The sequence below is a fragment of the Vibrio sp. Vb1026 genome (genome assembly GCF_033338745.1).
GTDB classification, from domain to species: Bacteria; Pseudomonadota; Gammaproteobacteria; order Enterobacterales; family Vibrionaceae; genus Vibrio; species Vibrio alginolyticus.
This window is the reverse complement of the sequence record NZ_JAWOTH010000003.1, coordinates 219,854-245,276: the sequence shown is the minus strand read 5'-3', so window position 1 is coordinate 245,276 and position 25,423 is coordinate 219,854. Positions and strand designations below refer to the sequence as shown.

General features: G+C 43.8%; 21 protein-coding genes. 11 read left to right on the top strand and 10 right to left on the bottom strand.

The annotated features are described in order from the left end of the window. Window positions 1-240: 240 nt before the first annotated feature. The 7 genes from R7E47_RS07660 to R7E47_RS07630 all read left to right on the top strand — a co-directional run bounded on the left by R7E47_RS07660 (window position 241) and on the right by R7E47_RS07630 (window position 7,040). Window positions 241-804, top strand: coding sequence for a c-type cytochrome (locus tag R7E47_RS07660; RefSeq protein ID WP_370687796.1), 564 nt, complete (start codon window positions 241-243; stop codon window positions 802-804). 8 nt (window positions 805-812) lie between these two features. Continuing rightward, window positions 813-1,865, top strand: a complete 1,053-nt coding sequence (locus R7E47_RS07655) for a c-type cytochrome (protein WP_262591386.1) — start codon at window positions 813-815, stop codon at window positions 1,863-1,865. Window positions 1,866-2,168: 303 nt separating this feature from the next. Beyond that, window positions 2,169-3,500, top strand: a complete 1,332-nt coding sequence (locus tag R7E47_RS07650) for a paraquat-inducible protein A (RefSeq protein WP_318084008.1) — start codon at window positions 2,169-2,171, stop codon at window positions 3,498-3,500. Continuing rightward, window positions 3,493-5,139: an intermembrane transport protein PqiB gene (pqiB, locus tag R7E47_RS07645; RefSeq protein WP_005376682.1), complete on the top strand. Its 1,647-nt coding sequence runs from the start codon at window positions 3,493-3,495 to the stop codon at window positions 5,137-5,139. The genes R7E47_RS07650 and pqiB overlap by 8 nt, the downstream gene beginning before the upstream one ends. Then, a complete protein-coding gene (locus tag R7E47_RS07640; RefSeq protein ID WP_017821657.1) occupies window positions 5,139-5,717 on the top strand; it encodes a membrane integrity-associated transporter subunit PqiC in 579 nt (192 codons plus the stop codon). Before pqiB ends, R7E47_RS07640 begins: the two co-directional genes overlap by 1 nt. A gap of 103 nt (window positions 5,718-5,820) precedes the next feature. Then, on the top strand, window positions 5,821-6,594 hold the full coding sequence (locus R7E47_RS07635; RefSeq protein ID WP_042523080.1) for a hypothetical protein: 774 nt from the start codon (window positions 5,821-5,823) through the stop codon (window positions 6,592-6,594). Between the two features lie 206 nt (window positions 6,595-6,800). Beyond that, complete coding sequence (locus R7E47_RS07630; RefSeq protein WP_033905728.1) at window positions 6,801-7,040, top strand: hypothetical protein; 240 nt, start codon at window positions 6,801-6,803, stop codon at window positions 7,038-7,040. A 60-nt stretch (window positions 7,041-7,100) separates the two neighbouring features. Here R7E47_RS07630 and R7E47_RS07625 read toward each other — a convergent pair whose 3' ends face one another. From R7E47_RS07625 to sohB, 8 genes are all read right to left on the bottom strand, one after another. Next, window positions 7,101-8,939, bottom strand: coding sequence for an extracellular solute-binding protein (locus tag R7E47_RS07625; RefSeq protein WP_017633867.1), 1,839 nt, complete (start codon window positions 8,937-8,939; stop codon window positions 7,101-7,103). 499 nt (window positions 8,940-9,438) lie between these two features. Then, window positions 9,439-10,140, bottom strand: coding sequence for an orotidine-5'-phosphate decarboxylase (gene pyrF, locus R7E47_RS07620; RefSeq protein WP_005376667.1), 702 nt, complete (start codon window positions 10,138-10,140; stop codon window positions 9,439-9,441). A gap of 84 nt (window positions 10,141-10,224) precedes the next feature. Further along, window positions 10,225-11,400 (bottom strand): lipopolysaccharide assembly protein LapB, encoded by a 1,176-nt coding sequence (gene lapB / locus R7E47_RS07615; RefSeq protein WP_005376665.1) that lies wholly within the window; start codon window positions 11,398-11,400, stop codon window positions 10,225-10,227. 18 nt (window positions 11,401-11,418) lie between these two features. Beyond that, complete coding sequence (locus tag R7E47_RS07610; protein ID WP_005376663.1) at window positions 11,419-11,715, bottom strand: LapA family protein; 297 nt, start codon at window positions 11,713-11,715, stop codon at window positions 11,419-11,421. A 281-nt stretch (window positions 11,716-11,996) separates the two neighbouring features. Continuing rightward, a complete protein-coding gene (ihfB, locus tag R7E47_RS07605; protein WP_005385816.1) occupies window positions 11,997-12,278 on the bottom strand; it encodes an integration host factor subunit beta in 282 nt (93 codons plus the stop codon). Window positions 12,279-12,491: 213 nt separating this feature from the next. Then, window positions 12,492-14,162 carry a 30S ribosomal protein S1 gene (rpsA, locus tag R7E47_RS07600; protein WP_005385817.1) on the bottom strand — a complete coding sequence of 557 codons (1,671 nt, stop codon included), beginning with the start codon at window positions 14,160-14,162 and terminating at the stop codon, window positions 12,492-12,494. A 110-nt stretch (window positions 14,163-14,272) separates the two neighbouring features. Then, entirely contained in the window at window positions 14,273-14,953 is a 681-nt protein-coding gene (gene cmk, locus R7E47_RS07595; RefSeq protein ID WP_021033981.1) for a (d)CMP kinase, read from the bottom strand. 208 nt (window positions 14,954-15,161) lie between these two features. Further along, the gene (gene sohB, locus R7E47_RS07590; protein ID WP_213965581.1) at window positions 15,162-16,223 is read right to left on the bottom strand and encodes a protease SohB; all 1,062 of its coding nucleotides are present in this window, start codon (window positions 16,221-16,223) and stop codon (window positions 15,162-15,164) included. A gap of 254 nt (window positions 16,224-16,477) precedes the next feature. Between sohB and R7E47_RS07585 the strand changes: the two genes are divergently transcribed. From R7E47_RS07585 to R7E47_RS07570, 4 genes are all read left to right on the top strand, one after another. After that, on the top strand, window positions 16,478-17,224 hold the full coding sequence (locus R7E47_RS07585) for a YciK family oxidoreductase (protein WP_213905694.1): 747 nt from the start codon (window positions 16,478-16,480) through the stop codon (window positions 17,222-17,224). Window positions 17,225-17,353: 129 nt separating this feature from the next. After that, window positions 17,354-18,046 carry a translesion DNA synthesis-associated protein ImuA gene (gene imuA / locus R7E47_RS07580; RefSeq protein ID WP_186584799.1) on the top strand — a complete coding sequence of 231 codons (693 nt, stop codon included), beginning with the start codon at window positions 17,354-17,356 and terminating at the stop codon, window positions 18,044-18,046. Window positions 18,047-18,050: 4 nt separating this feature from the next. Next, window positions 18,051-19,454, top strand: coding sequence for a Y-family DNA polymerase (locus tag R7E47_RS07575; RefSeq protein ID WP_033905737.1), 1,404 nt, complete (start codon window positions 18,051-18,053; stop codon window positions 19,452-19,454). Between the two features lie 27 nt (window positions 19,455-19,481). Beyond that, window positions 19,482-22,556: an error-prone DNA polymerase gene (locus R7E47_RS07570; protein WP_065274706.1), complete on the top strand. Its 3,075-nt coding sequence runs from the start codon at window positions 19,482-19,484 to the stop codon at window positions 22,554-22,556. A 72-nt stretch (window positions 22,557-22,628) separates the two neighbouring features. Here R7E47_RS07570 and R7E47_RS07565 read toward each other — a convergent pair whose 3' ends face one another. Then, the gene (locus R7E47_RS07565; RefSeq protein ID WP_005372976.1) at window positions 22,629-23,582 is read right to left on the bottom strand and encodes a chemotaxis protein CheV; all 954 of its coding nucleotides are present in this window, start codon (window positions 23,580-23,582) and stop codon (window positions 22,629-22,631) included. A 363-nt stretch (window positions 23,583-23,945) separates the two neighbouring features. Beyond that, on the bottom strand, window positions 23,946-25,163 hold the full coding sequence (locus R7E47_RS07560; RefSeq protein ID WP_005385828.1) for an ROK family protein: 1,218 nt from the start codon (window positions 25,161-25,163) through the stop codon (window positions 23,946-23,948). Window positions 25,164-25,423 lie beyond the last annotated feature (260 nt).

Genomic DNA, 25,423 nt, shown 5'->3' with positions numbered 1-25,423 from the left:
CGATTTGTGCAGCTCTTCACCACTTTGTTTTTATCGCTTATAGAACAACCAATAAAAACAAATACGGCCATTTACACTTATTAAATATGTGGAAATCCACAATACCTTTCATTATTGACAAGGCCGACAATATTGTCCAAGTGACTACCAAGTAGCACTTAGACATATTAATAAAAATTAAAGTGAGTCAGCATGTCAAAAATTCTTCCAGTGGTGGTGGCCTGTTTGTTAGCAACCACTATGGGCGCAAGCGCCTCGTCTATTCCGGAAAAAGCCAGCGTATGTAGCGGTTGTCACGGCCAAGATGGCATGGGACAGCCAAATATCGCGCCGATGATCGCTGGTTTAAACGCGAATTATCTCAACACTCAAATCGAACTATTCCTTAGTGGCGAACGCCAAAATGTGGTCATGCAAGGCATGGCGAAGGAACTCAGCGATCCCGCAGACCGTAAGGAAGTTATGGAGTACTTTGCTAACCTCCCGAGCTATGAGTTCACGAATCCAGAACAACGCGGCGACCAAGCTGATATTCGTAACCCGTATCGTAAGTTAATTTTCCAAGGCGATTGGGATAGAAATATTCCAGCTTGCGCAACTTGTCATGGAGCCAGCGGTATGGGCGTCGACAAGTTCCCTCGCCTCGCAAGCCAACATGCTGATTACTTAAAAACGCAATTGATGGCATGGAAAAACGGCACTCGCAGTGGCGACCCGCTCAATATGATGGGGACCATCGCAAAAAATCTCACTGACAAAGAGATCGAAAATCTTGCTTACTACTTTGCCTCATTACGTTACTAGGAGCAGTCATGAAACGTTTCTATTCTTTGTTCGCACTGCCTTTCATTTCTACGCTCGTACTAGCTAACGATCCATTACCGGACCGCCAGAAAGAGCTACCTGCGATAGAAAAAGAAAATCACGGTGAATACTTAAAACCGCGTGATCTCAGCACAATCCCAAACACCGCATTTGGTGAGCAAGTAAAACGCGGTTACTCGCTCTTTGTTAACTCACAACAAATGCGCGGAAAATACGTTGGCAACGAACAAAACTGTGTGAACTGCCATATGGAGGCAGGACGAAAAGCAAACGCTGCGCCACTGTGGGCAGCTTACATGGCATACCCGGCATATCGTAAGAAAAACGATCGCGTAAACAGCTATGCTGACCGTATCCAGGGTTGTTTCGAGTATTCCATGAACGGTAAAGCGCCCGCTTACGATTCGCCAGAAATTGTTGCCCTTAGTGCTTACGCCTACTGGTTAGCGATGGGCGGCTTGCTTGACAAACATGGTATGGCGGATGAACCCATTCCAGAGCTAGACGCAAAAGCGTTACAAATTGGTGGAAAAGCAAAAGACTTCCCGTTGCCCGAAGCCATCGCACAAGCACTACCAATTGAAAAGCGAGGTAATCTCTCTGGGCGTGGCTACCCAAAAATCAACGCCCCTGAGCAAGAACCATCAATAGAGCGAGGCGCACTGGTCTACGAAAAGAACTGTGAAACTTGCCATCGCGCCGACGGTTCTGGCATCAAAGACACCAACGGCCACTCATACATTCCACCACTTTGGGGCGAATATGCGTATAACTGGGGCGCAGGTATGCACCGGATTAACACAGCGGCCTATTTTATTTACGAAAACATGCCGCTTGGGAAAAGTGTGCAGCTGACAGAGCAAGAAGCTTGGGATGTCGCAGCATACGTTAACAGCCATGAGCGTCCACAAGATCCTCGATTCAAAGGCAATGTCACCGCAAACGCGGAGAAATATCACCAGCACCAAGGCTATTACGGCAAAACGCTCAACGGTACGCAAGTCGGCTCCAATGCCTTTAAGAGCGGAACGGTCAAGTAAAGTACAACTAAGCACCTTAAATAAAATGCTCTTTTTCCCTGCTCAGATTATCTGGGCAGGGTTACTTACCCTTAAAAACAAGTAGTTACCCCCTCCAATAAACAAGCAACATCATATTACTTTCGGCTTCCAACATACTCATCTTCGCCGTAAAATCTTGTACCAAACGCGACTTCGTTTATGTCTTAGATCTCCCATATGCTCTAATGCCAAAAGTAAGAAACTCGTAAACTCCTGAATCAAAACAAGCGTGCCTAGTGAAAAAAGAGTATTCTTAAAGCAAATGAATCTAAAACCTACCCGATGAGTATTCAACCTAATTCCCGTCAGTTAATTTCATGCGAAGAGTGCGGGCTTGTTGTTCGCATTCCCGATATCGAACAGGGGCAAAAAGCACAATGTCCTCGATGTTCGCATTCGCTGACTAAAGTGAATGCCAAGCCTTACCAAAGCGTGATCGCCATATCATCGGCATGTTTGATCATGTTAGTGCTAAGCATTTCTTTCCCTTTTATGTCGTTCAGCGTGCAAGGGTTGTCGCAAGAGATCACCTTGTTGCACGCTGCCAAAATGCTGGCTGAGTTTCAAAATGTGCTTTTGGGTGTGCTGCTACTCGCAACAGTTATCGTTTTGCCTGCAATCTATGTTGGTCTCATTCTCTTTCTTCACCTTGAAGCATTAAAAGCACGTAAACATACCCCCTCTAGAAAGCAGCAACGAATGGCAAAAGTTTTATGCCGTCTTCTGTTTCGAGTCGAACCCTGGTTAATGGTGGATGTCTTTTTGATTGGCGTCTTGGTCAGCTTAATTAAAATCGCTTCCCTCGCAGACATAGGAATGGGCACTTCATTCTGGGCGTTTTGTGTATATACCGTTCTGGTAGTCAAATGCATATCAATGGTCGACAAAAGCTGGCTCTGGGGGCACTTTATTCCAGCTATCGAGCTACCTGATGTAAAAGAGGGTGATACGCACCATAACCACAACCATATTGGTTGTCATACGTGCCACCAGCTCAACCCTATTGAAGCTAAAAAACACCAACACTGCATTCGTTGTAAAAGCCCTATTCACAAATACAACCCCGCAGACAATTTACAAAAAGCTTGGGCGCTTTTGTTTGCTTCAATCATTTTCTATATCCCTGCGAACCTCTACCCTATGATGTACACCGTAAGCCTTGGACATGCAGAAGGTTCGACTATCATGGAGGGGGTAATATTGCTTTGGCATTTAGGTTCTTACCCTATTGCGATGGTAATTTTCTTTGCTAGCGTATTTATTCCAATGGCGAAAATGCTGGCACTCGCGTGGCTGTATTACAATGCGCAAAAAGCGCGATATCTTCCGCACGAAGAGAGTATTTCACGCTTAAAGATCTACCGTATAACTGAGTTTATTGGCCGTTGGTCCATGATCGATATCTTCGTCGTCGCGATCTTAGTTGCACTGGTTCAACTGCAAAACTTAATGGCGATTTATCCAGGTCCTGCTGCGCTCTCTTTCGCGGCAGTGGTCATTTTTACTATGCTTTCTGCAATGATATTTGACTCACGTTTGTTGTGGCAATTGCCACAACACGAAGTGCAGGAGCCGATTTCTGACAACTTAAACGAGAAAGCCAAATATGAGTGATGAGAACAACGTAACCGCTCAAATAAAACCGCAAAAGCAGATTTCTGCGATATGGATTGTCCCGATCCTTGCGCTAGCCATGGGAGCGTGGATGCTGTTCCAATATATCAACAGTACAGGCCCACAAATTACTCTCCAACTGCCAACCGCAGATGGGATTGAGGTTGGCAAAACCGAAATCCGAGCATTGAATGTAAAAGTCGGACTGATTACTGAAGTCACTCTCAGTGAAAATTACGATCACATCATCGCTAAGGCACAAATGAACAAGGATGCAGAACGCATGTTGCGAGATGACACCATGTTTTGGGTGGTGAAGCCTCGTATTGGCCGTGATGGCGTTTCAGGTTTAGAAACCTTGCTCTCTGGCGCTTATATCCAACTTCAGCCGGGTAAATCTAAAATAGAGAAAGAGCGCTTTACGGTCTTAGATGTTCCCCCAGTCGCCTCTCCTGATGCAGAGGGGTTACGCCTTGTGTTAACACACCGCGAGGCTGGTAAGCTAGGCGTTGGTGACCCCGTCATTTATAAAGGCTTTACGGTTGGTCGTGTAGAGAAAACCAGCTTTGATGTTGACACTCGCAAAGCGTTATACCAACTCTTTATTTTCAAGCCTTATGACAGCTTAGTGCGCACTCGTACCAAGTTCTGGCTGAATTCTGGCGTAGATTTACAGCTCAACGCTGAAGGGTTCGAAGTCAAGTTTGGCTCATTAGAGAGCATGCTAACGGGTGGTGTTACCTTCGATACCGTTCCAGGTCTTGAATCCGGTGAACAGCTCACTGAAAATATGGTCAACTTCCGCTTGTATGATGATATTAAACAACTTCGAGAAGGCATGTACGATGATTATATTGAATTCGTTATGCTTTTTGATGAATCGGTACGAGGGCTTAAACGTAAGGCACCTGTCGAATATCGAGGCTTGAGAATTGGTACTGTGATGCGTGTACCAATGCGACTTCCAACCCCAGAAGAGAACTTTTCTGCGAAAAAAATCCCTGTATTGGTACGTATCGAGCTCGGCCGTGTTTATGGCGATTTCCAATCCCAATCTTTGCCAATGTTAAAAGATAAATTGAAGAGTGAGTTTGCTAAAGGCCTACGTGGTACTTTAAAAACAGGTAACTTATTAACAGGCGCACTATATGTTGACGCCGACTTCTATCCAAATGACGAGCCTTACGTACCGAGTAAGTTTGCTGATTTAGATGTTTTCCCAACCATGCGTGGTGGTTTTGCGCAGGTTCAGCGCCAAGTGAACGACTTCCTAAATAAGATTAATAACTTACCAATGGAAGAAACACTAGACTCTCTCAATTCAACGTTAAAAACGTCCGAAAAAACGTTAGCTTCAGCAGAACGCGTGGCGGACAGTATTGATAAACTTTTGAATCAAAAAGAGACGCAAGAGATCCCAACAGATATTCGCCAAAGCTTACAGCAATTACAAAAAACACTCGATGGTTATGGGCCCAACTCAACCATGTACAGCGAAATGGAAGCCACGCTAAAAGAATTAGAAAGCGTGATGACAGAGTTTAAACCCGTACTTAAACAGCTAAACGAAAAGCCAAACTCTCTTGTGTTTGGAGAAGATGAAATCAGTGACCCAATACCAGTTAAAGGCCAAAACTAATGAAACGAGTATTCTTTCTGTCTATCGCGCTATTTGTCGGTCTAACGGGTTGCAGTAGCGCTCCGCAAACTAAAGGAGCTATGTACCTTCTACCTAAGGCGGAACCAGTGACTCTGAGCTCTTCTGATATCGCTCAGCGCCCAACTTTAGTTGTTCGTCCAGTGACATTGGCGAGTTATTTGAATGATAATGGCATTGTTTATCGAACCTCTGAGACCCAAGTTATTCAGGCAAAACACAATCAATGGGCGCACAGTATTTCCGAGCAAATCACTCAGAGAGTTGTCGCGGAACTACGTCACAAGCAAAGTCATTACTGGCCGACTGAAATGAATAATCTGTTGGATCAAAGCGGTGAAGCCAAACTACAGCTTACGTTAAATAAATTTAATGGCAGCTACAAAGGTAATATCGAAATTGAGGGGGAATGGTTACTCATTAATGCCGAAGGTAAGGTAGAAAACAGCGCGCCAATACAAATCTCTCAGCCGCTTCAAGATGAGGGCTATGAAGCGCTCGTCAACGCTTTATCCATAGGCTTAGAAAGCCTAACCTCAGACATTGCCAAACAACTCTAAAGTCAATGTTAATTACAGGGAAGCAAGTTGCTTCCCTTTTTTATGCAGAGTGTAGCGACTTCTACTAAGCTGAAAGCTGACGAAAAGCCGAAAAGGAAATTGGATGAAACCATGTAACCTGCTATCACTCTCCTCACTCATTCTTGTATTACCTACATCAGTAGCGCTCTCAACCGAGACACAAGAATCTCGTTGGCGAAATAGCATAGAAGTGTACATGCTAGGACTGAATATCCACGGGGATACCAGTATTGGTCGCTTTTCATCAGAGGTGGATGTCGATCCTAAGTTCATCGTAGACCACCTCGATATTGGGGCGATGTTGCGATTCGAGAGTATTTACCAAAGTAAGTGGGGCTACTACATAGATTATAGTTTCATGAACTTAAGTGGTGATGTTAATAATATCAAGGGCGCTCTGCCTAACGCTCGTTATCGTGCGGACATCGAAATACGGCAAGGTGTTCTAGAAGCAAAGGCATTCCAACGCGAACAATATTCATTTGGTAAACTGGATTATATGTTTGGATTACGTTGGTGGGACAATGACATCACCGGCAAGCTGTATCGTAATGATAACCGGGTACTAGAAGATAGACTGTCATTACAAGAAGATTGGGTCGATTTTTTAGTTGGCTTGCGACTCATTGATGAATTGAGCGAAAACTGGCGATTTCATGCCAGCATCGACGCCGGACTTGGCAACGATACTCACTTCACTTATGCCATTCAAACTGGTGTTCGTTATCGTTTTAACGAATGGTCTGATCTCAACTTAGCTTACAAGTCGACCTGGGTTGATTACAAAAATGAGGGAGTATTTGAATATGATACAGCTTCTCAAGGGCTTTTAGTCGGACTTGGCTTTTACTTTTGATCAGGTGAAACCCTAGCCTATATTCAAGCGTTGTAACGTGTACTAGCTCTAGGTACACGTCTAGTGTCGCGTTACAGATGCTTAAATAAGGCAAATTGATCTTCATCAGACTATAAATTGCTCTTCGGTGTTACTCTCTGTCGCAAAATATAAAACCCCACTCTATGACCTCATATAGGTCTTATTGATAAGGTTCCCGAGTAGCAATGTCGATTAACATTTCCGATTTAACCACCGCCCTAAATAAGGTGGAGCATATTCATAAAGTTCAGCTTGAAAACGTACATCAGTTCTTCAAAGCAAACGAAGCTTTTTCGTTGCAAACATTCAGCCAGCTGATATCTAGCGACTCGCTTGATGATCGATTTAAAACCATCGATAGAGCGTTCTCTTTGCTTGGTGATGCAAAAACCTACCTTTTAGAAGTGTCTTACCTTATTAAGTAAAAAAGAAAGCCCCGATAAAATTCATTATCGGGGCTATCATTTTCTCTCTAAACTACTGATTTACAATTTGTAACGATCATCAATTACCGTTAGTTCTGGGAAGGTTTTACCCTCGTCCATCGCTTCTTCTGTCTCTTCTTTTACTTGGTTATCAATCCAGAAATTACCGATATCCATTGGATGAAGCACCCATTCTGTCGCTTTTGTCATGCCGTTTTTAGGAATTTTAACCCAGCGCCAATGAGCAACTCGAGAATAAGGCACCATGTAGCCAGGAACGATGATATTTGCTTTGCTGACATAGTTTTGGATTTGATGCGACAAGTCGTAACGCTTCTCCTGATCAAACTCAGAGTCATACGCTTCAATTAACTTGTCTAGCTCAGGGCTGCTGTAGTTGGTGTGAGCATTCGTTTGTGGTCGATTTGCATTATCCGAGTGTAGGTATTCCCAATACGCAGGGATCTCACCAGAGCCCATATTCAAAAACGCTAGCTGATGCTTTTTCTCAAGAATGTATTTAAACGCAGATGAGCCATCCACCAAGTTTAACGTGAACTCAAGACCAGCAAGTTTCGCTTGCTCTTTCAGGTATGCAATACGCGGTGTCCAAGAGTTGTATCCGTAGGTGATAGCAAAGCTCAAGCGTTGGCCCTTGTCGTTAACACGAATACCATCTGCGCCCACTTTGTCAAAGCCCGCTTTTTCGAAGTGTTTAACCGCCGCATCAGCATCAAACTTTGGCGGTGTATTGTTAGGATCATCGTATTCGCCATGACCAAAGCCGAGTCCATGCGGTTTACGTGAATAATCTCCACGCATGATGTTTTCAATCATGCCGTCATAGTCAGTGGCTGCCATAACACCTTTACGCACTTCTAGGTTATCCAACATCGGCATAGCTGTGTTCATCCAAAGACCACCAGCTCCTTGCGGTGCTTCGTTAAAGCCCCAGTACTTTTGGATATAGCCTTTTTTGTACACATCACTATTGGTTTTGTCATGCCAAAAGCTTGGTAGCACCATCTCAAAGTAGTCTAAGTTGCCTTTCTCAAAGTGCTTCATGGCAATATCAGGATCGCGAATCACCTTAATGCGAACCTTTTCAACGTTATAACGGTTTTTATAGTAGCGGTTGTTGTATCCCCACCAATCTTCACCGACATGTTTGAATGTTACGCTCTTACCTTTCTTCACTTGATCAATGTAGTAAGGCGCTGCGGTTGGCTCAGATTTAAAGTTAAACTTTCTGACGAAGTTATCAGGCATGCCATCGTTATTTGCGTCCTTTTCTCCTTCAAAGAAGTGTTCAGGACGAGGCTGAAAACCATTACTTGGCATGTTAATCATAACCATAAGTGAGTCATGACTTTGAGCTACAGCAAGGTTGACTTTGATCGTGTAGTCATCAATTTTTTCAACACTCACAATACTGTTTGTGAAGAAGTCGTTATACCACGGGTCGATAATGTCTTTTGACGTGTAGTACTTCATCATAAAGACGTAATCATCTGCTGTAATTTTTTCACCATCTGACCACTCGGCCGTTTCGTCGAGTTTAAAGAATACGGTTTTGTTGTCCTCTCCAAATGCCCATGACTTAGCAAGTTGAGGGATCCATTTGCCAGTATTTGGATGACGCTGAGCCAGTTTTGGTGAACCATCCATTAAGTATTGGCGCAAACCTGAGTTCGCATCTGGACCAACACTTCGTAATGTTTGCGGAAAGCTCTGAATGTAAGTGCGATAGGTGCCACCTCGTACCGCCTCTTCAGAGGCAAATAGAGGTTCGTTGTTGTTTGAAATCCATTCGATATCAGCTGGCAATTCTGCCGCACTCAGTTGAAAACTGGCAGCGGTCAGTGTTGCTAGTACTGAAAATGGCAGTTTTTTAGTCATGTTTCTTCCTTGTTGTGTTTGCGCACTAAGGTCGTAACAAGGAAGACAGTGTGTGAAAGCTCACAGAAAGCTGCGATTTAAAATACGCAGATAGGAAATAATAGGAACGTAATATGAAGTGACGTCCTGCCAGCTTCTATATTAATTTCAAAGAGTTTCACTAGGTCATCCTAGACCTTACAACGCAGTGAATGCATCTTCGCCATAGTATTCTTTAGACATTTGTAACGCAAGCCATCAATAACACATGGTTGCATTTTCGAGGCATCACAGTGAGTTATGTTACAAAAGTGTGATCGACATAGTACCAAGCCCTACTTTACTCAGAATAAACCGCAGAACCTTGATCTCAATTGGCCCCGATATACCGGTTAAAGCGAGTAAATGATCAGACATAGCTGGTTAAAAGGAATGGTTGTTTACCGCGATCAGTATTTTCATTCGATGTAAAAAGTGAGGCATCTTAGCCTCACTTTTCTCCATACAATCGAGACAGTGCTTACATGTTAGATAAGCTCTCATTGATCGACTTCAGCACTTCTGCAGGATTTGACGCTTGAGTGATAGGGCGACCAATCACAAGATAATCTGAACCTGATTGGATAGCGTCTACTGGCGTCATGATACGGCGTTGGTCACCTTGTTCTGAGCCAGCAGGTCGAATACCAGGGGTCACTAATTTAAATTCTTGGCCTAGTTCGCTCTTCAGTAGTGAGGACTCTTGCGCTGAACATACCACGCCATCTAAACCTGCGTTTTTGGTCAAGGTTGCTAGACGAATAACTTGCTCCTGAGGCGCAACATTCAAACCAATACCAGCTAAATCACTTTGTTCCATACTGGTTAGTACCGTTACACCGATAAGAAGTGGACGATCTTTACCATATGGCTCAAGAATTTCACGTGATGCCGTCATCATACGCTCACCACCGCTCGCGTGTACGTTCACCATCCATACACCCATTTCAGCCGCAGCGCGAACTGCTTTCGAACAGGTGTTTGGAATATCGTGAAATTTTAAATCTAGGAATACAGAGAAACCACGTTTATGGAGTTCACGTACAAAATCAGGACCAAATAGCGTAAACATCTCCTTGCCAACTTTTAGTCGGCATGACGCAGGATCAATTCTATCTACAAACGCAAGTGCATCTGCTTGGTTATCATAATCCAGTGCGACAATAACTTTTTGGTCGATCATTTCATCTCCTAACTGTTTTGGTTCTTATTCAATAAAAAGTTAAAAAAATGCAGCGGACAGAAACTCTGCCAGCTGCATTAAGAATTATTCACCATCCAATCCGCGGATTGGCTTGATCGTCCCCCATCCTTTACAGGACGGACAATGCCAATAAAGGGAATGGGTAGAAAATCCACACTTCCGGCATCGGTAATGCGGTTTCACTTTTAACTGTTCACCCACCATCGCTTGTAGTGTTGATAGGCTGTCTTTCGCTCGACCATCTTCTGCTTCTGCAATGTGGTAGTCAATTAAACGGTAGAAGCCCTTCATGGTTGGATTTTTCAGCAATTGTTTCGTCAGTAACTCTTGAGCAGCCCCAACGTTCTCGTGATGAGCAACTAATTGAGCCAACATCAACTCGGCTGATACGCCTGCTTTCTTATCAATACAAGCTCTCAGAAACTCGACAAGTTCATCTTCCTGACCCAGATGATGATAGCATTCTGCAATAGTTGGCAAGACATCACTGATAAAGTCTTTATCTTGCTCAAGTACCCCCGTCAGATATTTGATGGTGTGCTTATAGTCTTCAGACTCTAGGTAAATTCGTCCCAAAGCAATACTTGCTCGAACACACTTCGGGTCTTCCGCTAACGCTTTTTTAAAATGCTGTATTGCCTTATTAGTATTCCCATCAGCTTGGTCGAGCATGGCTATTTCACACCAAAAATGGGCAATATTTGCACGCATCCTTGAGCGTTTATTACCTAACTTAGCCAATTGGTTCGCGTAATAAATCGCCTTTTCCCATTCTCGTGTTTGCTGATAAATGGTCACTAATTGTTGAAGAGCCGCCTCTTTGTAATCTGGCTCTTCGACTAACTGTTCGAAGATTTTCTCTGCACGATCAAGAAAACCAGAGACCATGTAGTCTTTCGCTAACTGTTGAAGGGCGAGGTTCTTTTGGTCCAGTGTTAAGCCTGAACGAGAAATAAGATTTTGGTGAATTCTGATTGCGCGGTCGACTTCACCACGAGACCGGAACAGGTTACCCAACGCAAGGTGAGTATCAATGGTCTCGTTATCAACTTGGAGCAATTCAATAAAGTGATCGACAGCCTTATCTGATTGGTCAGAGAGCAGCAGATTAAGACCCGTCATATACTGACGAGAGATTTGATGAGATTGCTTCTGCTTGTCTTGCTGAGCGCTGCGATGCCCCATATACCAGCCATACGCAGCAGCTATAGGCAACAACAAGAAGAGTAGTTCAAGCATTAAAGTTAAGCCTTATCCTTATGCCTGTTTTTCAATGGCTGGCTTATCAGCAGCGTTGTTTGATTCAGTTGGTTCGTACTTTTTCAGTTTTTTCTTTAAACGACGGACCTGTAGCTGAGTTTTCAGTTGGATGCTACCAAAGATAACCCACGCTAAAGCAAAGCCAACCACAAATACTACACCTAATAGCGTAGATAAGTGGAACTCTCCTTTTGCTAGAAGATAGTTAAAAGTCACGAGCTCTTGGTTTTGGGAACCTAACGCCAATGCAATTAAAAAGAGAGCTAAAACAGCAACGATTTTTATAATTTTCATGTTACATCACCCTTCTAGGAGTAAGTCGGTAAGATTATGCAGGAAAATGCTTCTTCAGACTACGTATATTAGCAATAATCTATACCCAAGTAACCTCAAGATGCTTAGTTTGTAGACATGCTTAGAAGTTAAAGTTATTTGGGTATAGAAAGCAGCAAGGAAAACGGCTGAATCTACAATTAGATTAGTAAACGATCTTGGATGTATGACTAACTTGGATACATTACAAAAAAGCGGCATACACAAACGTATGCCGCTTTTTTCAAACTAATAAGAGTGCATTAACCAATATTTACACGCTCACGAAGTTCTTTACCAGGTTTGAAATGTGGAACGTATTTACCTTCCAATTCCACTTTATCGCCCGTTTTAGGGTTACGACCTACGCGAGGCTCGCGGTAATGAAGAGAAAAACTACCAAAGCCACGGATCTCGATACGGTCACCGCTCTCTAGTGTAGAGGCCATGTGCTCTAAAATATCTTTTACAGCATCCTCTACCTCTTTCGCTGATAAGTGTGTTTGCTCAGCGCAGAGTCTTTCAATCAGTTCAGACTTAGTCATAGTTGCCCTCTTTGAGTATCTTTATCACTTATTATAGTAAGTAATACTAATTCCAACAAACACTTGCTGACAATTCTAGACAAATTTTATGCAAAATGCGCAATGAAGAAATGCCTTTTATTAAGATAGTTTACTGTCATTAGTATTACTACTTAAATATGACCAAATATAAAAAAGGAGCCTTGCGGCTCCTTTTTTGCTTAAGCGAGTATATTATTCGCCTTTAGCAGCTTTGAAAGCGTCAGCCATTGCGTTACCGAATGCATTGTCATCTTGCTTGTTGATAGATGCCATTGCTTCTTGCTCGTCAGCTTCGTCTTTAGCTTTGATAGATAGGTTGATTACGCGGTTCTTACGGTCTACACCTGTGAACTTCGCTTCAACAACATCACCAGCGCTTAGGATTAGAGAAGCATCTTCTACGCGATCGCGTGATACTTCAGAAGCACGGATGTAACCTTCAACGCCTTCTGCGATTTCAACAGTAGCGCCTTTAGCGTCAACAGCAGTTACAGTAGCGTTAACTAGAACACCTTTCTTGTTGTCAGCAACGTAAGCATTGAATGGGTCATTTTCCATTTGCTTGATGCCTAGAGAGATGCGCTCACGCTCAGCGTCTACTGCTAGAACAACTGCAGAGATCTCGTCGCCTTTCTTGTACTCACGTACAGCTTCTTCGCCAGCAACATTCCAAGAAATGTCAGATAGGTGAACTAGACCGTCGATGCCGCCTTCTAGACCGATGAAGATACCGAAGTCAGTGATAGACTTGATCTTACCAGTAACTTTGTCGCCTTTAGCTTGTGCTTCAGCGAATGACTGCCATGGGTTAGCTTTACACTGTTTCAGACCTAGAGAGATACGACGACGTTCTTCGTCGATTTCAAGAACCATAACCTCAACTTCGTCGCCAACATTAACAACTTTAGAAGGGTGGATGTTCTTGTTAGTCCAATCCATTTCTGAAACGTGAACTAGACCTTCAACGCCTTCTTCGATTTCAACGAAGCAGCCGTAGTCAGTTAGGTTAGTTACGCGACCAGTTAGTTTGTGACCTTCTGGGTAACGCTTAGCGATTGCTACCCATGGATCTTCGCCTAGTTGCTTAAGACCTAGTGATACGCGAGTACGCTCACGGTCGAACTTAAGAACTTTAACTTGGATCTCGTCACCAACGTTAACGATTTCAGATGGGTGCTTAACGCGCTTCCAAGCCATATCAGTGATATGTAGAAGACCGTCAACGCCACCTAGGTCAACGAACGCACCGTAGTCAGTAAGGTTCTTAACGATACCTTTAACTTCAGAACCTTCTTGTAGAGTTTCTAGAAGCTCGTCACGCTCAACGCTGTTCTCTGATTCGATAACTGCACGACGTGAAACAACTACGTTGTTACGTTTTTGGTCAAGTTTGATAACTTTGAACTCTAGCTCTTTGTTTTCTAGGTGAGCAGTGTCGCGGATTGGACGTACGTCTACTAGAGAGCCAGGAAGGAAAGCACGGATACCGTTTAGTTCAACAGTGAAACCGCCTTTAACTTTACCGTTGATGATACCAACAACAGTTTCAGCTTCTTCGTAAGCTTTCTCAAGTACGATCCAAGCTTCGTGACGCTTAGCTTTCTCACGAGAAAGTTGAGTTTCACCGAAACCATCTTCAACAGCGTCTAGAGCTACGTCTACTTCAGCGCCAACTTCAACTTCAAGTTCGCCAGCAGCGTTCTTGAACTGTTCAGCAGGGATAGCAGATTCAGACTTAAGACCAGCGTCAACAAGAACGAAACCGTTCTCGATAGCTACTACAGTACCTTTAACGATGCTGCCTTGTTGGAATTCTGTTTCGTTTAGAAACTCTTCAAAGAGTTGAGCAAAAGATTCAGTCATTTAATTAATCTTCAATAAATTAAACTTCCACGGGTATCCTACCGCATGGGGTTATTAAATTCGCCAGTCATCATCCTTGCGACCAACGCTCTTAGCCTAGTCGAGTATTATTACTCAGCTAGCTTCGATTCGATATATTGTAGTGCCTTTTCTACTACTTCGTCGATAGTCATCGACGTAGAATCTAGCACAAGCGCATCCTCAGCAGGGCGTAATGGCGCCACTGGGCGGTTACGATCTCGGTCGTCACGCTCTTGGATCTCGCTTAAAAGGTCAGCAAATCTAACATCTAACCCTTTCTCTTGCAACTGTTTAAGGCGTCGATTTGCACGCTCTTCAGCACTCGCATCAAGGAAGATTTTTGCTTGCGCACTCGGGAATACAATTGTGCCCATATCACGACCATCAGCAACCAGACCCGGAGCGGTCTCAAATGCACGCTGACGACGTAGTAATGCTTCACGAACACGTGGCAAAGCCGCAACTTTAGATGCTGCCATGCCTGTTTCTTCTTTGCGAAGCTCCCCTGACACGTCTTCGCCTTCTAGAATGACCTTAACTAAGTCACCTTCCGCGATAAATTGAACGTCTAGGTGGGTTGCTAGTGGGACAAGAGCATCTTCTGACTCGGTGTCGACACCGTGGTGAATCGCAGCGAGTGCAAGTACACGATAAATTGCGCCAGAATCTAAGAGTTGGAAACCCAACTTTTTCGCCAGCAACATACATAAAGTGCCTTTACCTGCACCACTAGGTCCATCTACGGTTACAACCGGAGTTTGAGAGGACATGTTCTTCTCCACCAATAGTTTCTTTTCAGCAATTTGCTCGGTTTTCGAGGCGCACATTATACGGGTAATCAGTCTTTGGAGCGAGGAAAAATGTCGTGTAAAGCATTACACCTAATGCGTAATTGGATTCATCAATAAACATAAAGTTCAACAAAAACGGCGAGAGCTTCCGCCCTCGCCGTTTTAAATGTCATGAACTTAAGCTCGATTAAACAATCGGCTTTTGACCACGCTCAGCTAACTTTAAAATCACACTATCAGCGACTTTACCCGCCACACCTGCTAGCTTGTCGGCCAGTTTTTTCTTTTGTACATAATGCACAGAAAGTACAGTTTTATCTTTGCATGCTGCAACAACGATATCATCAGATGTACTAATGTCATCCACCAAACCAAGCTCTTTCGCTTGTGTACCGAACCAGTGCTCACCAGTGGCTACTTTGTCTAGGTCCAAACTAGGACGACGCTCACGGATGAAGTCTTTAAACAAGACATGTGTTTCTTCAAGTTCTTGCTTAAACTTATCGCGCGCTTTATCGGTATTCTCACCGAACATCGTTAGCGTGCGTTTATATTCACCCGCTGTTAGTTGTTCGTACTCAATGTCATGTTTCTTCAACAGTTTGTTGAAGTTAGGAATTTGTGCGATAACGCCAATAGACCCCACAATTGCAAATGGTGCAGAAACAATCTTATCTGCTACACATGCCATCATGTAACCGCCACTTGCCGCAACTTTGTCAACAGAGATGGTCAGAGGAAGACCCGCAGCTTTGATTCGGTCCAGTTGAGAAGAGGCAAGGCCGTAACCATGAACCATACCACCGCCAGACTCTAAGCGAAGTAACACTTCATCACCTTCACGTGCGACAGCCAAAATAGCGGTGATTTCTTCACGTAGAGACGCGACTTCTTTTGCGTCTATGCTACCGTTGAAATCAAGAACAAATAGGTGTGGTTCACGCTTGCTATCTAATGAACCGTCTTTGCTCGCTTGTTTGATTTCTTTCTCGCGAGATTTGTTCTTCTCTTTTTCTTCTTTCTTGACGGCTTTATCTCGAGCCTTGATGAAAGTATCGTCATGCAAATGATGCTCTAACTGCTCAACAGATTGTTTGTGTTGCTCTGAAAGGTTGGTAATCTCTAACTCCCCTTTCGCCGCACCCGATTTGCCACCAGCCGATTTTGCAATAATGAGCAGAACAATTATCGCAGCAACCACCGTGATAATTTTGGCCAGAAACAGACCATAATCTAATAAAAATTCCAACGAGAGCTCCTTTATCTCATTTCAGATGACGTTAGTATGTTACGCAGAAACATCAGCGAGAAGGCAGCGCGGTTTGTAACCACTTGTTCTGATTGATAGCATACCTAACGAAAGTTCTGGAATTGGTATAACACATGAATTGGTGTATTGTAACCATCTTGTCACGATTACCAAGATTTTCCATTGAGAAACAGGCGTTTTTTAGCGTCAATTAACTATCATGGACCCTCTTACAATAATAAGGATTTATCGCCGTGAACTACTCCGTTTCAGCTGATGCTCTAAAAGGTAAAGTCATTCTTGTTACTGGCGCTGGTAATGGCATCGGCCGTCAAGCCGCGCTTTCTTATGCCGAGCACGGTGCAACTGTTATTCTCTTGGGTAGAAATGTGCAAAACCTTGAATCTATCTATGATGAGATTGAAGCTTCTGGCTATCCACAAGCAGCTATCATTCCATTGGATCTCAAGGGAGCAACTCAGCAGAATTACATTGATATGGCAGAGACAATCGAAGGACAGTTTGGTCGCTTGGATGGTCTATTACACAACGCAGGTGTCTTGAGTTCGCTGTGTCCATTTGATCAAATCAAAGAGGAAGACTTCGACGATATCATGCAGATCAACGTGAAAGCCGAAGTGCTAATGACTCAAGCACTACTGCCTGTGATGCGTAAATCAGAAGCTGGGCGTATTATCTTTACCTCTTCAACCGTCGGCCACTCTGGCCGCGCATTCTGGGGGCCATACGCTATCTCTAAGTTTGCCGTAGAAGGCATGATGCAAGTTTTAGCTGACGAGCTGAGTGATACACCGATTCGCGTTAACGCAATTAACCCTGGTGCCACTCGTACTCGCATGCGTGAAAAAGCATATCCGGGTGAAGATGCGAATACTCTCAAAACGCCACTGGATATCATGCCGCTATATTTGCACTTAATGGATCCTGCGGTTACCGATGTGAACGGTCAGTGCATCGACGCTCAACCGAAGCGTAAATAACTCATTCAGGTTACCTCACATAATCGATTGAAAAGGCAGCAAACGCTGCCTTTTTTCATTTCTCTCTTCATAAAAATCTTGCGACTTTCTCCCACAGAAATATACTGTACACATATACAGGTATTTATTATGCAAGATATTATTCAGAACTTAAAAAGCCAACACCTTGTTTGGCAAGCAAATTTAACGAAAGCAGATCCTCAGCAGCTGCAGACTAGTTCCGGTTTTTCTGAATTAGATGATTTGCTCGGCGGAGGCTTTCCACCTCATGGCGTAGTGGAGATGGAATCTATTGGTAGTATTGGTGAATTGCGTTTGCTCGCTCCCTATTTAAAAGCCACTCAGACCAATGGTATGACCGCATTTATTCAACCACCTGCGCTAGTGAATTCTCTGTTTTTACACTACATCGGGTTGGATATAAACCAAGTGTGGGTTGTTACTCCAACTCACCCCAAAGATGCTCTTTGGGCTGCAGAGCAATGTCTGAAAAGTGGGGTATGCAGTAATGTTTTGTTATGGCAAGAAGAGCTTGAAATACATCAAGTGAAACGCTTACAGGTAGCAAGTGAACAAGGGAGTTGCCCTCTCTTTATGCTTAAAACAGATACTATCAACCGCTTGTCTTTGCCTGTGTCACTCAGTTTAAAACTGAAAGGCGACGAGCAAGGGATTAATGTTGAAGTGCTGAAAAGGAAAGGAGGCTGGAATAGAGGTAGCGTTAGTATCGGCTTCCAACACCATTACCCGCAACTGGTGAAACCATCATCTGAAACTGTGCACTCGACTGTGGTCAATTTCCCACTGGCGAACCAAGGTTAGTGATATGGCTCTGTGGATTTACTTGCACTTCCCTCGCCTGCAGCTAGACGCACTCTTTGGTGATAACCAAGAACAACCCGTGGTGATTGTCGAAAGCCAACGTTGCCAGATTCTTCAATACAACGAGATTGCCGAACAACAAGGCATTAAGCCTGGTATGGGCCTAGGCAGTGCTGCGTCCTTGTGTCGAGATTTACAAGTGCATCCTTATCATCCGCACACCGAATTGAGCAAGTTACAAGAAATTGCTCAATGGCTGTATTTGATCACATCTGACGTTGTGTTGATGCCAAACCAAGGTATTTTGCTGCGTGCTACTCCAATGCTCGCTCTGTATGAAGGGCTTGAAAACTATTGGAATAAAGTCAGAGCTCACTTATCGGAGCTGAAACTGAGTTTTCAATTCGGATGTGGTTTTTCGCCTTTTGCTGCCAAATTGATGGCAATATCAGGAGCGAACGTCATCAGTGAAGACAAATCTGCCATACAAAAAGCTTTATCACCACTACCGTTAAAACTGACAGATTTATCAAACGCTACCGTAGAGAAGTTACAACGTGTAGGCGTCACCACATTGCAAAACCTGCTTGAACTGCCATTGCAAGACATCGCACGACGCTTTGATATCGATTTGGTGAACTACGTTGGTCGACTGACTGGGCAGTTTAAACACCCTGTCGACTTTTATCACCCTACCGAATCCTTCCAAGTTTATTTAGAGCTCTTGTTTGAGATCGAAAACGTTCAGTGGATTAAAAAGCCGTTGACCAAATTACTTCGTCAACTCGAAACCTTTCTAAAATTAAGAGATAAGGTCGCTTTTGAACTGTGTTTAACACTCCACCAGCGTGAGAAACAAGAGCAACACCTTCAACTCACTTCTGCGCAAGGTGATTACCTATGTCAGCGTTGGCAACAGTTAGCGAGTTTAAGCTTAGAATCACTCTCGCTTAATGGCCCAGTCACAGGGCTAACGTTAAAAGTCATCCGTCAAGGTGAGCCTCTTAGTGCATCACGCGATCTCTTTGCTGGGCAGAAAGGAAACATGAATGCTTTAGAGCTGCTCTCTTTACTGCAAGCTAAATTGGGAAAAAGTGCCGTTTTAAAACCCAATATTGCTTGCGATCCTAGACCAGAAAAGGCCAGTCAGTATCGCCCTGCTGATGCTCCGGATGAAAAGGGGCACGCCATACCATCCATACTACGCCCAGCAATGCAATTACCGACTCCCATTGTATTGCAAGAGCAAGTTTCTTTGGTCCACGGACCTGAGCGAATAGTTTCTGGGTGGTGGGATGGTGATGAGATCATGCGTGATTACTACATTGCACACACCAAGCAAGGCCGCTGGTTATGGATATTTCGCGATCAGCACAAGCACTGGTTTCTTCATGGCTATTTTTGTTAAATCGACAGTTATTTTTGTTGGGTCATTATGAGTTACGCGGAACTATTTTGTCAGTCTAACTTCTCTTTTTTGACTGGGGCTTCTCATGCAGAAGAGCTGGTACTCCAAGCTGCTTTCTATCGCTATCAAGCTCTAGCTATAACGGATGAATGTTCAGTCGCGGGCGTTGTCAAAGCCCATACGACCATCGAACAACATAAACTCGATATCAAACAAATCGTTGGAAGTATGTTTTGGTTAAATGATGAATGCCAAATCGTACTGCTTTGCCCTTGTCGCAAGGCTTATGCCGAGTTGTGTCGTATCATCACAAACGCAAGGAGACGCAGTGAAAAAGGCAACTATCAACTGTTCGAATGGGATTTGATGTCGGTTCGACATTGTTTGGTATTGTGGCTGCCCACACATCAAGAGAGTGATCACTATTGGGGGCGCTGGCTCAATCAACACCACGCTAATCGTTTGTGGGTAGCGATTCAGCGCCATTTGAGTAACAACGATACTGAGTACATTGCGCACTGCGAGCAGTTAGCACATGAATTTCAATTACCTATAACTGCCTGCGGAGGCGTTCTCATGCATGATGTTGAACGCTTGCCATTACAGCATGTACTTACTGCTATAAAACATGGGTGTAGCGTCGATAAACTCGGTTTTGACCGTATTTCGAATACTGAGCGAGCGCTTCGTCCTTTTAAAAAGTTGATTCGGATTTACAAACCAGAATGGCTGGAAGAAAGTACTTACATCGCCGATTTATGCGAGTTTAAGCTCTCCGATTTAAAATACGAATATCCTACCGAGCTGATCCCAGATGGTTATACACCCGACTCTTACTTACGTATGTTGGTCGAACGTGGTAAAAAGCTGCGTTTTCCTGAAGGCGTGCCAGCAGAAGTCAATCAAACCATCGAGAATGAACTGGCGCTTATTCAAGAGCTTAAATACCACTACTACTTCCTTACTATTCACGACATCGTAATGTTTGCGAAACAGCAAGGTATTCTTTACCAAGGGCGAGGTTCCGCTGCAAACTCTGTAGTGTGTTATTGCCTGGAAATTACCGCCGTCGATCCTCGACAAATCGCTGTCTTATTCGAACGATTTATCAGTAAAGAACGTAAGGAACCGCCGGATATTGATGTGGACTTTGAACACGAGCGCCGTGAAGAAGTTATCCAGTATATTTACAAAAAATATGGTCGTGAGCGTGCAGCACTTGCTGCAACAGTGATCAGCTATCGCTTTAAAAGTGCCGTGCGTGAAGTCGGTAAAGCACTAGGGATTGAAGAGACCCAATTAGATTTTTTCATTAAGAACGTTAATCGCCGAGATCGCAGCCAAGGCTGGCAAGCTCAAATTATTGAACTTGGCTTACAACCAGAATCTCTCAAAGGGCAGCAGTTTATCCAATTGGTCAACGAGATCATTGGCTTCCCACGCCATTTATCTCAGCACGTAGGTGGCTTTGTAATTTCATCTGGCCCTTTATATGAGTTGGTACCTGTTGAAAATGCCTCGATGGAAGATCGCACTATCATTCAATGGGATAAAGACGATTTAGAAAGCTTGAAGCTACTAAAAGTCGATGTACTCGCACTCGGCATGTTAAACGCCATCAAAAAGTGCTTTCAACTGGTCGAGAAACATCACCAGCGATCCCTCTCGATTTCCGAGATCACTCGCCGACAAGATGATCCACACGTGTACCGCATGATCCAAAAAGCTGACACGATAGGCGTATTCCAAATTGAATCTCGTGCACAAATGAGCATGCTTCCTCGCCTAAAGCCTGCTTGTTATTACGACTTAGTGATTCAAATTGCAATTGTTCGTCCAGGCCCTATTCAGGGTGATATGGTGCATCCTTTTTTAAAACGACGAGATCACAAAGAGCCTGTCAGTTATCCATCGGAAGAAGTAAAAAGCGTTCTGGAGCGGACTATGGGCGTCCCTATTTTCCAAGAGCAAGTCATCAAGCTAGCCATGGTAGCCGCAGGGTTTAGCGGCGGCGAGGCCGATCAACTCCGTCGAGCGATGGCATCATGGAAAAAGAATGGCGATCTCGCTAAATTCAGACCAAAACTGATCAATGGTATGCAAGAGAGAGGTTATGACTTAGCGTTTGCTGAGCGCATTTTCGATCAGATTTGCGGCTTTGGTGAGTACGGCTTCCCTGAAAGTCATTCAGCGTCTTTCGCAGTGCTGGCATATTGTTCTGCATGGTTAAAATATTATTACCCAGCCGAATTTTACACTGCATTATTGAACAGCCAACCAATGGGATTTTATAGCCCATCGCAATTAGTACAAGATGCTCGCCGACATGGCGTCGAAGTATTGCCGGTGTGCGTCAATCATTCAAAATATCAACATCATCTCGTCTCACGTCCGAATGGCAGGCTCGGCGTGCAACTTGGTTTTCGCTTGGTGAAAGGCTTTAACGCAGAAAGCGCACAAAGGCTTATTGAGCGCAAACCACTTAATGGTTACCGATCGATTCAAGAAGTAAAGCAGATATTAAGAAGCCGAAGTGACATTGAATTATTGGCTTCAGCCAATGCATTTCAGGCCTTATCGGGAAATCGTTATAACGCTCGCTGGGCAGCAATGGATTCCTTATCTGACCTACCATTGTTTCACAAGGTCGAAGAACCCAATGTTAGCTACCAGACTCAACCCTCTGAATATGAAAATTTAATTGAGGATTACGCAAGCACGGGACTATCTCTTAGCCGCCATCCAATTAAATTATTAGAAGAAACGGGCAAACTCCCTCACTTTACCCGCATGAGGCAACTGACAGAGAAACCGCATAAGTCACTGGTCACAGTGGTAGGTGTGGTAACAGGAAGACAATCTCCAGGCACCGCCGCTGGCGTGACATTTTTTACGTTAGAAGATGACACGGGCAACATTAATGTGGTCGTTTGGCAAGCGACAGCACGAGCCCAAAAGCAAGCGTATTTAGGCGCTAAAGTATTAATGGTGAAAGGCATTCTTGAAAGAGAGGGAGAAGTCACGCACGTCATTGCTGGTAAGTTGATTGATTGCACGCACTACTTGAACAATCTACAAAGTAAATCTCGGGATTTCCATTAGTACAGAGGAATTAAGGAGAGAGATGTTAAAAATCAGAGAGAGGTGCGCTCCCTCTGGTTTCACTAGATCTAATCATGCACTTTTAGAAAGCATCTGGCGTAACCGGTCTTGAGCAACTTCAACCAACAGATCTGGTTGGAATTTAGAGATAAAACGATCACAACCTACTTTTTGTACCATGGCTTCATTAAAACTACCGCTCAGAGAAGTGTTCAATGTGATAAACAACTTAGACATACGTGGATCTTGGCGCACTTCATGGGTCAGTTTATAACCGTCCATTTCAGGCATTTCAGCATCCGTAATCATCATCAATAGCTCTTTTTCTACATCTTTACCTTCATCACACCAACGTTTTAAAACCGTTAACGCTTCTAGCCCGTCACGACACTCGATGATATTCATACCTAATTGAGAAAGCGTATCGCGAACTTGATTACGAGCTGTAGAGGAATCATCCACAATCAGAACATTACGCCCGACCATTGCTTGGGCCAATTCTTGATCGAGAATGTCCTCCGAGATAGTCACGTCGTAATGCACGATCTCTGCTAAAACTTTTTCAACGTCAATAATTTCGACAATTTGAGAGGCATCCCCCTCTTTGATTTGCGTGATAGCCGTGAGGTAATTCGAGCGACCAGACGTGGAAGGAGGCGGCTGAATTTCAGTCCATGCCGTATTAATAATGTTTTTAACCGGACCGACTAAGAAGCCCTGCACCGTGCGGTTGTACTCTGTCACGATCAAATTTTCTTCTTCCGCTTCACCACGTAAAGCAGGAAAACCAATTGCGCCTCGTAAATCAATCACTGGTACCGCTTCACCTCGTAGAGAAGCAACCCCACGAATATTGTAGTGCGATCCTGGGAGCTTGGTTAACGGCGGAAGCTTGATGACCTCTTTCACTTTGAACACATTAATCGCAAATAATTGGCGACTATTTAAAGTGAACAGCAGAAGCTCTAGTCGATTTTCACCAACCAAGTTTGTACGCTGGTCAACCGTATTTAACACTCCGGACATACTACTACCTAAATTATGGATAATTCTTATTTTACTCGAAATCAGTACAGACACAGCAAGGTTATATAACCAAATAACCTTAAAATATTTGGCTTTTCGAGCACAGCTTTAAAGTACAACAGTTTTAGCGTATTACTTCTCTTTGCATCAGACGCAAAGTCACGCAGCACATTGAAAGCCATTTTGTTTATTTACTTGAGCTTTTTAGGAAATTACATGAATGGCGCAGATATAGCAATGCAACATAACTCAAATTCCCTTTCTAGTAATAGGCGATCAAAAAGGGTGAGCCGTTAAGTCTCACCCTAAATCACCTACAAATGCAGTCTCAACAGCCAGGCACATCATCATGTTAAAAAGTACTTAACCTTCCACAACCTTCATCAATAGTTGACCATCGTACAACGCTTGCTTAATCAACGCGGCACCAGGCATTGTGGCTTGCTTATAGAAACGAGACTCCACCAGCTCAAGATCTTGGTGATAAACAGGTAAACTCTGCTCTTCGATACAGCGACGAACCGCAGGATAAAGCACATCTTTTGCTTGGTTAATCACACCACCGATCAAGATTTTCTCAGGGTTAAATAAGTTGATCACAATAGCAATTGCAGAGCCTAAGTAGCGTCCAAGTTTTTCAATCACATCGACGGCCAAAGGATCACCGTTTGCAGCGGCTTCACAAATGCTCTCAATACTCATTTCCTCTTGTTTAGCAAGAATAGAGTCTTCGCCATCAGCGATTCGTCTTACGACTTCTTCACGAATTGCTTGAGAACTGGCAACGGTTTCCAAACAGCCAATATTGCCGCAATGACAACGTTTTCCATTTGGGTCAATTTGAATATGCCCGAGTTCACCAATGTTACCGTGACGGCCTTGCAAAACGCGCCCATCCAGAATGATGCCCGCACCTAAACCGTGGTGGATAGAGATAAGAACGGAGTTGTCATTATCTTGAGAATGACCAAAAAGCTTTTCTGCTAATGCCCAAGCTCGCGTGTCATTGGCAATGAAAACTGGCAAGCCTGTTGCTTTGTATATCTCTGGTCCAAGAGCAAGATTTTCGACATTGTAATGAGGCATCTGCAAAACGACACCTTGCTCTGAGTTCACGAGACCAGGCAGTGTAAGGGCAATACTGGTAACCCGATCCAGTTGATCCGCGTAAGTCTGAAAAAATTCATCAATTTCGTAAAGCAGGCGCTCAAGCACATCGTCTTGGTCAAGCTCGTGTATCTCGATTTTAGTATCGATCAGTACATCACCGCCTAACTCATGCAAAGCAATGGTTAAATAACCCCGCCCCAAACGCATTGACAAAAATTGCCAGCCTTCATTATTGACCTGCAAACCGACAGCAGGTCGACCACGACTCGTCGCTTCTTGTACTGTCGTTTCATGAATCAAGTGCGCTTCAATTAATTCTCGAGTGATTTTGGTGATACTAGCAGGAGCAAGCTCACTCTGCTTGGACAAATCAATTCGAGAAATAGGACCTTTTAGGTCAATTAGTTTATATACACGACCAGCATTGACCTGTTTGATATGATCAATATGGCCCGGTTGAGCCATGTACATCTTGCACTCCGAAATTCTATAACGGGACAATTTTTTTACTTTGCGAACTAATTGTGAAGTGAATTAATAAATCCCCGTGACAAGCATCACGTATAAACCTGTTTGTTTGTGTATTCAATCAAATAACGAAGAATCTACTCCTGTTAAATTGTTTGAAAAATAACTTATTTTTATCCACTAAATTATGAAGTAGTGCCTTTAAAGCAGCGCATTTTTATCAATAAGGCCATTGCCTGTCGAATATCTGTCTGTTTTACCGG